This is a genomic window from Candidatus Photobacterium acropomis (assembly GCF_030685555.1).
Lineage (GTDB): Bacteria > Pseudomonadota > Gammaproteobacteria > Enterobacterales > Vibrionaceae > Photobacterium > Photobacterium lucens.
Genome location: NZ_CP131609.1, coordinates 3,137,911 through 3,150,941, shown reverse-complemented (window position 1 = coordinate 3,150,941; position 13,031 = coordinate 3,137,911). Strand labels below are relative to the sequence as shown.

Sequence of the window (13,031 nt, the reverse complement as noted above, 5' to 3'; positions counted from 1 at the left end):
TTAATTTGAGGCTAGTTTAGCAAAATACTGTTATTTGCCACTAACTGACTCAACTGGTTGATATTTGCTAACTGTTGCTTTGCTCGTTGTTTAAATGCAGTTTGCTCTTTACCTGATAGCGAATTGGCTTGTGGTAAATCCACTGTGCGAGGGTTTTTGTGCTCGCCATTGACTAAGAATTCATAGTGTAAATGTGGGCCTGTTACACGACCTGTTCCGCCTAAGGTACCAATGGTATCGCCTTGTTTTACGCGTTGCCCGGTTTTGACCATACGCTTAGTTAAGTGCAGGTATTTCGTGACATATTTAGTACTGTGCTTGATAAAAACATAGTTACCATTGAACTTGTTATAGGCTGATTTTAATACCACACCATCACCAGCCGCCCAAATAGGTGTACCAACAGGTGCGACATAATCAGTGCCACGGTGCGCTTTCACTTGCCCTGTGACGGGGTGTAGACGGCGAGGGTTAAAGTTAGAGCTAACATAACGGAAGTTGACAGGTGATCGTAAGAAAGCTTTACGCATTGCTTGACCATCTTTGTCGTAGTACTTTCCATCTTCATTACGAACCGCGGTAAAGGTTTGCCCCATGTTGGTAAAGGTAGCTGCTAAAATTGAACCGCGATCAACAGGATGTCCATCAAGGTAGTGTTGTTCAAACAGTACTTCAAATTTGTCGCCTTTACGTATATCGAGTGCAAAGTCGATATCCCAACCAAATAGTGCTGCAATTTCCATGATTTGATTGGCTGTTAAACCCGCTTTATCAGCGGCACTCCAGAAGCTGGTTTCAATGGTGGCATGGGCAAAATTGGTATGGGTTTCGATTTCTTTTTTATCGAGCTCACTGGTGAATGATTCACCGTTATGGCGAACGATAAGCGTTTCTAAATGATTACGAGGATGGCGCAGTTCCGTCAGTTGCCCTTCTTTATTAAATCCAAACTCAATGATATTACCTGGGCGAAGTCGCTCAAGGAGTTTGGTGTTCTCGTCAGTTTCTAGTAAGGCGTGTAAGGTTTTGCCATCAAGGCCGATATTATTAAAAGCGATCGCTAAACTTTCACCGCTTTCAATAACATGTTTTTTCCATGTTAGTTCTTCTTGCTCTTCTGTTATTGAGAGGGCAGTGGTTGCAGCAGAGGAGATCGCAATCGGATAGGAGGTACCGACGGTAAACTTAGGCTCAGTATCAGACGAATTATTATGTTCTGCTGAAGGTAATGCAATGAGACCGAGAGTAGCGAAACTGATTAAAATGATAAAAAAGAGGTTCTTCCTTGGGAAGCGAGGCGATGAAGTTCCTTTCATACTGACTTTTTCACATATATTCCGAAAAAATAAACGACGTTCAGTCTAACTGGTTTCAAAAAAGCCTGCTATTCAAGTAAGATGGTCTACTGATTATTTTTGCCAATTTTGTGGGAGCGAACAAGAATGGCCAACATTGAACAAGCACTTGTTGAGATAAAGCGTGGGGTAGATGAGCTTATCCCTGAAGCTGAGCTGATTGAAAAGCTAAAAGAAAACCGTCCACTACGTATTAAATTGGGTGCCGATCCTACAGCCCCTGATATTCACCTTGGTCACACGGTTATTCTTAATAAGTTGCGTACTTTTCAGGAACTAGGCCATGAAGTCACTTTCCTTATTGGTGATTTTACAGGTATGGTTGGTGATCCAACTGGTAAGAACGTAACTCGTCCACCGCTAACGCGTGAAGATGTACTGCGTAACGCAGAAACATACAAAGAGCAGGTATTTAAGATCCTTGATCCTGCTAAAACGAAAATTGCGTTTAACTCTACATGGCTATCAGAGCTAGGTGCAGAAGGTATGATCCGTCTAGCATCTAATCAAACGGTTGCTCGTATGCTAGAGCGTGACGATTTCAAAAAGCGTTACACAGAAAACCGTCCAATTGCGATCCACGAATTCATGTACCCATTACTACAAGGTTACGACTCAGTAGCAATGGAAACTGACGTAGAGCTGGGTGGTACGGATCAGAAGTTCAACCTACTAATGGGTCGTGAGTTACAAAAATCTCACGGTCAAAAACCTCAGGTTGTCCTAACGATGCCACTACTTGTAGGTCTAGACGGCGTTAAGAAGATGTCTAAGTCAGCAAATAACTACATTGGTATTGCTGATGCACCAAGCGAAATGTTTGGTAAGATCATGTCTATCTCTGATGATCTAATGTGGAGCTACTTTGAGTTGCTATCATTCCGCCCAATGAGCGAGATCGAGCAATTTAAAGCTGACGTTGCTGCAGGTAAGAACCCACGTGATGTGAAGTTCCTACTAGCAAAAGAAATCATTGCACGTTTCCACTCTGAAGAAGAAGCAGAAGCTGCACTTCAAGAGTTCATCAGCCGTTTCCAAAAAGGTAACCTACCTGACGAAATGCCTGAGTTTGAATTCGAAGCTGGTCTACCAATTGCTAATCTTCTAAAAGAAGCAACGCTAGTTAACTCAACTTCTGATGCAATGCGTATGATCCGCCAAGGTGCGGTGAAGCAAGATGGCGAGAAAGTTGAAGATACGAAATTAGTACCTGCAGCTGGTAACTACGTATTCCAAGTAGGTAAGCGTAAGTTTGCTCGCGTGACGATTAAATAATCAATTTAATCTTATGTGATTGAGAATACAGAAAAGGACGCTTAGGCGTCCTTTTTTATTATCTAAAAAATAATCTTTATAAATAATAACTTGGCTTTAAATCTCAATGGTTGGTGTTTTGTGAAAGCTTACTTTCTAGCTTTGATCGTTATGCCTTCTTCAAGAGACAAGCTACTATCAAAAATTACCTTTCACTTTTATTACATCGACTGGCTATGGAATCGATTCAACATATTATTACCGAACTGACCCCGTTACTGCATGAGTATGGATACTATATTTTAGCCTTAGCCATTGCGGTTGAAGGTATGGGTATTCCTGCACCCGGTCAGTCATTATTGATTGTAGCTAGTTTACTTGCCTCTACTGGTAAAATGTCTCTGCCAATGGTGTTAACAGTAGCTTGGGCAAGCAGCTTTATTGGTAACAGTATTGGTTACTTTATTGGTCGCCAGTTTGGTCATATAGTGACGAAAAAAGAGTGGATTAAACCACGTACCATTACAAAATTGCACCAATTTATAGATCGTTACGGCATGTTAGGACTTGTGATCAGCCGTTTTGTCGAAGGCATTAAACAGTTCATGTGTATTGGCTGTGGTATTGCACAAATGCCAGTTCAGCTTTTCTTACTCGGAAACTTCTTAGCTGTGACGGTATGGTTGCTGGTTTTCGGTGTTGCACCGGCTTACTTACATGATGAATTAGGGCCAATTTTAGCGTTTTATCATAAATATCAAATGCAGTGTTGGGCTGTAGTTGTGGTATTGGTTTGTGTACTTGCATGGTGGGTTGTTCGTCATTTCAAACGTCGTCGCGCCTCTTCCATTGAAGAATAAATCTTGATTGTTCTTTTCACTAAGTAATAAAAAAACCGCCTCTTTCGGCGGTTATTTATTAGTTGCGTAAGGCAAAAATAGGCAGGGATAAATTCCAGCGGATGGCTGCAAGCCTGATTGTCAGGGTAGTAATAATTCCCATGACTGCTGCAATTGAAGGTAAGATCCCTATAGCCAAGCCTGTGGTATGAACAATACCGCCAATGATACAGGCAGTTGCATAGACTTCCATACGTAACACCATTGGGATCTCTCGGCCTAATACATCACGAATGACCCCACCACCACAGCCAGTGATAACCCCCATGATCACCGCAACCATTGGTGATGCACCATAGCGAAGGGCTTTTTCGACACCGATAGCAACGAAAACGGCAAGTCCAATCGCATCTGCAACGGGTAAGAAATACCAAGGCATACGTTTAGGGCGTTGGGTGGCAAGCATTGTCAGAATACAGGTAATAAAGATCACCCAAAGATAATTGGTATCGGTGATCCAGAAAACAGGGGTCGCACCTAATGCCATATCACGAATGGTACCACCTCCAATGGCGGTTACGCTGGCCAGTACAACAACGCCAAAAGGATCCATCCGTAATCTTCCGGCCATAAGTACTCCCGAAGCCGCAAAAATGGCGGTGCCAAACATATCGAGAATATAGATGAGCATGTTTATCCCTAATCAAGTTGAGAAGTGGGGGTAAGTTGGCAGGCGATTGTACTGGCAAAAGTGTTAGGCACAACAATAAAATCTATCTTTAGTGAGGTCTTTCACAGCAAAGATCAGTGCTTTCTTGCCTTATCCAGAAGTTGACACACTTGTTTGATCGCCTTGAGTGTGCGTAAGGTTGGGCGGTTTAACCAATCACTGTTAAGTTGGTAAAGGTGGTGGTTATCAACTGCGGGCAGTTCACCTGGCCAATTTAACCATGGGCTATTTTCTTTGGCTGTTGCATGGCTTGAGCCAAAGATCACGTCAGGTTGACGCACAACAACTTGTTCTTGATTGACCTGCGGATAAGCCGCTGTGCTGGTGGCAAAAATATTCTCACCGCCACATACGCTAAACACCGGACTAGGCCAGTTACCATCAGACAAAGTTAAAATAGGATTGTCGCTTAATTGGTAAAAGTAACGCACCTTGGACTTATTTTGGTATTGCTCTTTTATCTGTACTAATTGTTGCTTGAATTGCTTAGCTGCTGCTTGAGCAATGCTTGGATCATCGGAAAATTGGCCTAGTTTGAGAATTGTTTCGGCGATATCCGTTAATTGAGTTGGATTTGAATAAAAGATCTTAATCCCAAGTTGTTGTAACCGTGTCATTTCTCGATTTGGGTTGCCGCCTTTCCACGCTAATATCAGATCGGGCTTTAGCGCCAGAATACGCTCCATTTTGATCCCACGATAGTTGGCGACACGCTCGAGCTTTTTTGCCTGTTCTGGGTAATCACTGTAATCACTGGCAGCGATCAGTTTATCGCCAAGTCCTGCACTATACGCGAGCTCAGTCATGTGTGGCGATAAACTAATAATGCGTTGAACAGACTGTGATTGTTCTGCAAAGGTTGAGGAGAATGGGAATAGAACAACAATAAAAAGTAGCAAGCGCATTAAGCTAGTCCGTGAAAAAGAATCAGTAAGCCGCTTTCGATGATGATCCAACACCATAGTCGGCTCGTCATTAATTGCTGAATTTGAGCAAGATGAAGCGATGCAGGTGCAATTTTGCCACCAATACGAGGTCGCTCCATTTTTATTTGATTGTACATCGCAGGGCCACCCAGAGATAAAGACAGTTTGTGGCCGGTGGCGACAAGTAACCAGCCAGGCCCAGGTAACTGCCAGTTTTCACCTTGTTGCATTAGCCCTTTGAAAGCGAGCTTGGCATTTTGACCAAGGGTAATTAATAGCGCAAATAAGCGTAGCGGTACGATATCTAAAATAAGTGCAATGCGGATCGCTGGCAGGCCAAAGAAACGGTATTGCTCACGGCTCGGTGACCACGTACGGGCAAGACTAATTGCTAAGCGATACATAATCGCAGCGATCCCACCACCAATGGCGTACCAGAATAATACTCCAATCACATTGCGCCCGTAGCCAAGTAATAGGGTTTCAGCCCCTGCTTTACCTAGTCCAAGCAGGGATAAATTTTCCGTATTACGATTGACGTGATCGGCCAATAATTCTCGGCATCGCCCTTTGTGCTCAAGGTTATAGGCTTGATTAAACTGTTTGGCGAGTTTCGCTGAGGTTTGCCAATCAATTGCCATCCACAGTAATGTCATCTGGAAAATCGTTTGATACCAAACCAGTTGGCTGAAAGCGAACAATAAGATCAATACTGTGCCTGACATTAAAAACCAAGCTAATGAGCCTGCAAGAATGCGTTGGGATGGATTTTCTTTGGGATGATTAACACGCTCTGCGATCAAAAGAGCAAGACGTTGCCAAATAACAATGGGATGAAGTGGATAGGGAATGGGTAAAACCCAATGCAACAACAAAGCCCCCCACAAAGCGAGTAGGGAGCTATTGGTTGTGAGTAACGCAACAAGTGATTCCATCATCCGTGACAGCTGTTATCGTTAGAGTGGTTAACTTAAGTCAGATTACTTAAGTAGCTCAACCATTTTCTCAACCATGATTGATGAGCTTTTCGCTGCAAGAGGCAGGAACTCATCAAAGCTCATTGGTGATTCTTTATCAGCAACATCAGAAATTGCACGAACCACAACAAATGGTACTTTGAATTGGTGACATGCTTGAGCAATGGCTGCCGCTTCCATTTCAACCGCAACGACAGATGGGAAGTTGGTGCGAATGAAGTTTTGCTTTTCAGCGCTACATACGAATGCATCGCCAGTACAGATCAGACCGCGAACAGCGTGTGGCTTTTCAGGTAAAGCTGTCAGTGCTTGCTCTGCTACATCCATCAGTTTTTCGTCAGATAGGAAAGCAGCTGGTTGTTGTGCCATTTGACCGATTTCGTAACCAAATGCTGTTACGTCAGCATCGTGGTAGCGAACTTCTGTTGAGATCACAACATCACCAACGTTAAGGCTTGATTCAAAACCGCCCGCAGAGCCTGTGTTGATCACAACATCAGGTTGGAAGGTTTCAAGTAGTACTGCAGTACCTACTGCTGCGGCTACTTTACCAATGCCTGATTGTAACAAGACAACATCCGCACCATTTAGCGTACCAGTGTAGATAGTACAACCTGCTTTGTTGTGGGTTTCGCCGTTTTCTAGTTGTGCTTTTAGGATCGCAACTTCTTGCTCCATTGCGCCAATAATGCCGATTTTCATTGATTCGTTCTCTTGTTGTTCAAGCGACGCACCCAAGGTGCCATTAATGGGAATAAGTGTACCATGAGCGAGAGAATTTATACCAAAAGTAATCGTTACTCAGGAACGGCACGAATAAAAAAGCGGAAGGTTTCCCCTCCGCTTTTTAAAGTGCTCTATTGGTTATACTTCAAGATAATCCAATATTCCTTCAGCCGCTTTTCGACCTTCATCAATGGCGGTGACCACCAAATCAGAGCCTCGCACAGCATCACCACCGGCAAAGATTTTTGGATTGGTAGTTTGGTATGCAAAGTGTGCTTCATATGAGGTTTTAATGCGTCCCCATTGATCTAGCTCTACATCAAACGGTGCAAGCCAAGGCATTGCATGAGGTTGGAAGCCAAATGCCATGATCACGGCATCAGCTCCTAATACATGCTCACTACCAGCAACAGGTTCAGGACGGCGACGACCAGCATCATCAGGCTCACCTAATGCTGTTTTCACTACTTTTACGCCTGTAACCTTGCCTGCGTCATCGACTTCAATGCCTAATGGCTGAAGGTTAAACATAAAGTTTACGCCTTCCTCGCGGGCATTTTTTACCTCACGTTTAGAGCCGGGCATATTGGCTTCGTCACGACGATAAGCACACACCACATCGTTAGCACCTTGGCGAATAGAAGTACGCACACAGTCCATCGCGGTATCACCACCGCCTAACACCACCACACGTTTACCTTTCATATCAAGGAAGGGTGCGCTGTTTTCTAACTCCATAACTTTGTAGGTATTAGAAATTAAAAATGGCAGCGCATCATAAACGCCGTTTGCATCTTCGTTCTCTAATCCTGCGCGCATGTTTTTATAAGTACCTACCCCTAAGAAAACAGCATCGTATTCTGATAGCAGTGATTCCATCGTGCTGTCTTTACCGATTTCAGTATTGAGCTGAAACTCAACCCCCATTTCAGTAAAGATTTTACGACGGTTTATCATCACGTCTTTTTCAAGTTTGAATGACGGAATACCAAAAGTCAGCAAGCCACCAATTTCAGGGTAGCGATCAAAGACCACAGGTTTTACGCCATTACGAACAAGAATATCAGCACACGATAATCCGGCAGGACCTGCGCCAATAATGGCAACTTTCTTGTCGGTCCACTCCACCCCTGATATGTCTGGTTTCCAGCCCATCTCAAAGGCTTTATCGGTAATGTACTTTTCGACATTACCAATCGTCACCGCACCAAAGTCTTCATTAAGGGTACAAGAGCCTTCACATAATCTGTCTTGCGGACAAACTCGACCACACACTTCAGGTAGTGTGTTGGTTTGGTGAGATAGCTCTACCGCCTCAATAATACGCCCCTCGTTAGCGAGTTTTAGCCATTGAGGAATGTAGTTATGAACAGGACACTTCCATTCACAATAAGGGTTACCACAATCTAAACAACGATCCGCCTGTGCACCTGCTTGCTGTTCCGTAAAAGGTTCGTATATTTCAACGAACTCAATTTTACGAACATCTAGCGGCTTCTTTGGTGGGTCGATACGCTCGACGTCAATAAATTGGTAAACATTCTGGCTCATTTGGTTTCCCTCCCTTATTGCGCCTGAAGACGTAGTTCAGAAGCTGAACGACTTTGGTGACCCAGCAGGGTATTGATATCTGCTGACTTCGGCTTCGCAAGATAGAATTTCGGGATCCATTGATCAAAGTTCGCCAAAATCTCTTGTGCTCGACATGATCCTGTTTCTTGTAGGTGACGGTCGATTAAACCACGTAGGTGTTCTTGGTGGATGTTTAGTTCATCTAACGGTAGTGCTTCGACAAGTTCTGGGTTAACACGTCCTGCGAAATCACCATCTTCATCAAGAATATAAGCAAAACCGCCAGTCATGCCTGCACCAAAGTTAACGCCCGTTTTACCTAAAATGGCAACAATACCACCGGTCATGTATTCACATGCGTTATCGCCAGCACCTTCAACTACCGCAATGGTGCCAGAGTTACGCACTGCGAAACGCTCACCTGCTTTACCTGCTGCAAATAACTTACCGCCGGTAGCACCGTATAAACAGGTGTTACCGATAATCGTGGCATCGCTGGATTTAAAGGCAGAGCCTTGCGGAGGACGGATAGAAATAATACCGCCCGTCATGCCTTTACCAACGTAGTCATTGGCATCGCCTGTTAATTTCAGGTTTAGACCACCTGCGTTCCATACTCCGAAAGACTGACCTGCAGTACCCGTAAGATGTAGCGTTACAGGATTTGCTGACATACCTTGGTTGCCATAACGCTGAGCAATTTCACCGGATAAACGAGCACCAATCGAACGGTCGGTATTACAAATATCGAAGTAGAAATCACCACCACTGTGACTTTCAATTGCAGGTAGGATTTGCTCAAGTAGGGCTTGGCTCAGCTCGGCATTATCAAATGGTGTATTAGCTTCGCTGCAGTACAGTGTTTTGCCTTCTTTTGGTGTTGGTGCTGCTAAAATAGGGCTCAGATCCAGTTTTGTCTGCTTAGCTGTAAAGCCTTCCAGAGTTTCAAGAAGATCGGTACGACCAATCAGGTCGGTAAGCTTTTCAACACCTAATTGGGCAAGAATTTCTCGTACTTCTTCACCGACACCGATGAAGTAATTCATCACTTGCTCAGGCAGGCCTTTGAAGAAGTCACGACGCAGTTTTTCATCCTGCGTTGCAACCCCAGTCGCACAGTTGTTTAGGTGACAAATACGTAAGTATTTACAACCTAGGGCTACCATTGGCGCAGTACCAAAACCGAAACTTTCAGCACCAAGAATAGCGGCTTTCACTACATCAAGACCGGTTTTCAAACCACCATCGACTTGCAAGCGGATCTTGTGGCGAAGCCCATTGGTAACCAGTGCTTGTTGGGTTTCAGCTAGACCAAGCTCCCATGGGCTACCTGCGTATTTCACCGACGTGAGTGGGCTTGCGCCTGTACCGCCGTCGTAACCTGAAATTGTGATTAAATCAGCGTACGCTTTAGCAACACCCGTTGCGATAGTGCCAACGCCAGGTTCAGATACCAGTTTGACTGATACTAAAGCGTTTGGATTGACTTGTTTTAAATCGAAGATCAGCTGAGCCAAATCTTCAATCGAATAAATATCATGGTGCGGTGGCGGTGAAATTAGGGTGACACCCGGTACCGCATAACGCAGCTTTGCGATCTCGGTGGTGACTTTATGACCCGGTAGCTGACCACCTTCACCTGGTTTTGCCCCCTGTGCTACTTTGATCTGAATAACATCAGCATTGACAAGGTAGTGTGGCGTGACACCAAATCGACCTGACGCTACTTGCTTGATGCGTGAGTTACGCTCGTTACCAAAGCGGCGTGGATCTTCACCACCTTCACCTGAGTTCGAGCAACCTCCTAAGCGGTTCATGGCAATAGCTAATGCTTCATGGGCTTCAGGGCTAAGAGCACCGATAGACATGGCGGCTGAGTCAAAGCGTTTGTACAGTTCGGTGGCTGCTTCTACTTGCTCAAGAGGGATCGCGGTTGTGCCATCTTTTAGCTTAAATAAGTCACGGATAGCAGCAACAGGGCGCTCATTAACTTCTTTAGCAAAGGCTAAGTAGTCTTGATAATCGCCTGATTTCACGGCTTTTTGTAGGGTGCTGACAACATCGGGGTTGTAGGCGTGGAACTCACCACCGTGAACGTATTTCAGTAGTCCACCGTGTTCGATTGGTTTGCGCTTTAACCATGCTCTGCGAGATAGGTTGACTAAATCTTGTTGGAAGTCGCTAAAGTCAGCGCCTGCAATTCGGCTAGAAACACCTTTAAAACACAGCTCAACGATTTCATCACTTAAACCAACGGCTTCAAATAGCATTGAGCAGCGGTATGACGAAATGGTGGAAATACCCATTTTCGACATGATCTTAAACAGACCTTTATTGATGCCGCTTTGGAAGTTGGTCATCGCTTCACGGTAGGTCTTATTGATTGCACCGCTATCGATAAGCTGACCGAGTGATTCATAAGCAAGGTATGGATAAACCGCCGTTGCACCAAAACCTAGTAGCACAGCGAACTGGTGTGGATCGCGCGCTGTTGCTGTTTCCACTACGATGTTGGTGTCACAACGTAGGTTGTTATCAACAAGGCGTTTTTGTACCGCACCGACCGCCATTGCAGCAGGAATCGGGAGCTTGTCTTTGTTGATGCCACGATCTGACAGCACGACGAGAACGGCACCATCTTTCACGACGCGCTCTGCTTCATCACAAAGATCAATCAACGCTTGTTTTAGATCTTTTTCAGTAGGGTTGTAGTTAATATCAATAATGCTATTGGCATAGTATTGATCATCAAGCTCAAGGAGCTGAACGAGATCGGAGTAGAGCAGTACTGGCGAGCCAAATGCGACACGTTGGGCATGGCTATCTGTTTCACAGAACACGTTAATTTCGCGACCAATACAGGTTGCAAGCGACATAACATGTTTTTCACGCAGCGGATCGATAGGTGGATTGGTTACCTGTGCAAACATTTGACGGAAGTAATCGGTCACCGGACGCTCTTTTGAAGATAATACTGCCATTGGCGCATCATCACCCATTGAGCCTGTCGCTTCTTGACCATTTTCACCAATGACACGTAGGACTTGATCAAGCTCTTCTCGGTTCACACCAAATTGTTTGTGATAAACCGCTAGCTCGTCGTCAGTTAAAGAGCGATCGCCCGCTTGTTCATCACCTAGCTGTTCAAATGGGGTTAAGCGTTTTACATGGCTGTCCATCCACGCTTTATATGGATGACGTCCCATGAGTTCGTTATCAATGTCTGATGAATGCCAGATCTTGCCAAATTTCGTATCGATAACCAGTAATTCACCTGGTCCAACACGGCCTTTTTCCGCCACTTCATCAGGGGTGTAATCCCAAATACCGACTTCAGAAGCGAGGGTGATCAACTTGTCTTTGGTGATCACATAGCGTGCAGGGCGAAGACCATTACGGTCAAGGTTACAGGCAGCATAACGACCATCTGACATCACGATGCCTGCTGGACCGTCCCATGGCTCCATATGCATGGAGTTAAAGTCATAGAATGCACGTAGCGCAGGATCCATATCAGGGTGGTTTTGCCATGCTGGTGGCACAAGCATGCGCATAGCACGAAACAGATCCATACCGCCTGATAAGAACAGCTCTAGCATGTTATCTAGGCTTGACGAATCCGAGCCTGTTTCGTTCACAAATGGCGCTGCTGTTTGTAAATCGGGTAACAGAGGTGAGCTAAATTTGTAACCACGGGCACGGGCCCATTGGCGGTTACCCATGATGGTATTGATCTCACCATTGTGCGCCAGATAGCGGAAAGGCTGAGCCAACGGCCAACGAGGCTGGGTATTGGTTGAAAAGCGCTGGTGGAATAAACAAATGGAAGACTCTAAACGAATATCACCTAAATCTAAGTAGAACTTAGGTAAATCTGCAGGCATGAATAGCCCTTTGTAGACAATTACTTGAGTGGAAAGGCTACAAATATAGAAATCACTATCTTCGGTAATACGTTTTTCAATGCGGCGACGAGCAATATAGAGGCGGCGATCAATATCGCGAGGCTTCCAACCTGCTGGGGCATTGATAAAAACTTGCTCAATATTAGGTAGGGATTCTTGAGCAATAGGGCCTAAAACGGCTGGATTAACAGGGACTTCACGCCAGCCCGTAACCGATAAGGTTTCGGTGGCTAGTTCTTCATTAATGATCGTTCGTGCTTGCTCAGCTAATACAGGATCTTGGCTTAAGAAGATCTGTCCAACGGCAAATTCTCGCGATAAATTCCAGCCTTTTTCTTCGGCCACAATACGATAAAAACTATCTGGTTTTTTAATTAATAGACCACAGCCATCACCTGTTTTTCCGTCAGCGGCGATACCACCACGGTGAGTCATGCGATCTAATGCGGATATAGCGGTACGAACAAGTTTGTGGCTGGTTTGCCCTTCAGTGTGAGCAATTAGACCAAAACCACAGTTATCTTTTTCCAGTGATGGGTCATACAGTGACATTGCAACTCTCCCTTGCACCTGCTTGTAATAAGCAGGTTTACTGCATCAATCTGATAATCATCCTGATCATCAATTCAGCTTCCTGCGATTCATCAAAGTAACCATAATTTACAAAAAGGTCAAATAGACATAACAAATGGAGTGAAATATTATGAAGTTAAGATAAATAGCGATAACTTCTTTTACCATAAGAAA

General features: G+C 44.7%; 9 protein-coding genes. 2 read left to right on the top strand and 7 right to left on the bottom strand.

All coding sequences use genetic code 11. The features are described from left to right. Positions 1 to 11 precede the first annotated feature (11 nt). Positions 12 to 1,316: a peptidoglycan DD-metalloendopeptidase family protein gene (locus Q7657_RS21090; RefSeq protein ID WP_107166855.1), complete on the bottom strand. Its 1,305-nt coding sequence runs from the start codon at positions 1,314 to 1,316 to the stop codon at positions 12 to 14. Between the two features lie 126 nt (positions 1,317 to 1,442). Between Q7657_RS21090 and tyrS the strand changes: the two genes are divergently transcribed. Both tyrS and Q7657_RS21080 read left to right on the top strand, forming a co-directional pair. After that, positions 1,443 to 2,630: a tyrosine--tRNA ligase gene (tyrS, locus tag Q7657_RS21085; protein WP_107166854.1), complete on the top strand. Its 1,188-nt coding sequence runs from the start codon at positions 1,443 to 1,445 to the stop codon at positions 2,628 to 2,630. Positions 2,631 to 2,845: 215 nt separating this feature from the next. Continuing rightward, a complete protein-coding gene (locus tag Q7657_RS21080) occupies positions 2,846 to 3,469 on the top strand; it encodes a DedA family protein (RefSeq protein ID WP_107166853.1) in 624 nt (207 codons plus the stop codon). A gap of 58 nt (positions 3,470 to 3,527) precedes the next feature. On the opposite strand, the gene Q7657_RS21075 is transcribed toward Q7657_RS21080, so the two are convergent. From Q7657_RS21075 to gltB, 6 genes are all read right to left on the bottom strand, one after another. After that, positions 3,528 to 4,139: a TRIC cation channel family protein gene (locus Q7657_RS21075; RefSeq protein WP_107166852.1), complete on the bottom strand. Its 612-nt coding sequence runs from the start codon at positions 4,137 to 4,139 to the stop codon at positions 3,528 to 3,530. Positions 4,140 to 4,252: 113 nt separating this feature from the next. Next, complete coding sequence (btuF, locus tag Q7657_RS21070; RefSeq protein WP_107166851.1) at positions 4,253 to 5,083, bottom strand: vitamin B12 ABC transporter substrate-binding protein BtuF; 831 nt, start codon at positions 5,081 to 5,083, stop codon at positions 4,253 to 4,255. Then, positions 5,083 to 6,039, bottom strand: coding sequence for a cobalamin biosynthesis family protein (locus tag Q7657_RS21065; protein WP_023931022.1), 957 nt, complete (start codon positions 6,037 to 6,039; stop codon positions 5,083 to 5,085). Before Q7657_RS21065 ends, btuF begins: the two co-directional genes overlap by 1 nt. 45 nt (positions 6,040 to 6,084) lie before the next feature. Beyond that, on the bottom strand, positions 6,085 to 6,783 hold the full coding sequence (gene mtnN, locus Q7657_RS21060; protein WP_107166850.1) for a 5'-methylthioadenosine/S-adenosylhomocysteine nucleosidase: 699 nt from the start codon (positions 6,781 to 6,783) through the stop codon (positions 6,085 to 6,087). A gap of 162 nt (positions 6,784 to 6,945) precedes the next feature. Further along, entirely contained in the window at positions 6,946 to 8,358 is a 1,413-nt protein-coding gene (locus Q7657_RS21055; RefSeq protein ID WP_107166849.1) for an FAD-dependent oxidoreductase, read from the bottom strand. A gap of 14 nt (positions 8,359 to 8,372) precedes the next feature. After that, positions 8,373 to 12,836 (bottom strand): glutamate synthase large subunit, encoded by a 4,464-nt coding sequence (gene gltB / locus Q7657_RS21050; RefSeq protein WP_107166848.1) that lies wholly within the window; start codon positions 12,834 to 12,836, stop codon positions 8,373 to 8,375. Positions 12,837 to 13,031: the final 195 nt, after the last annotated feature.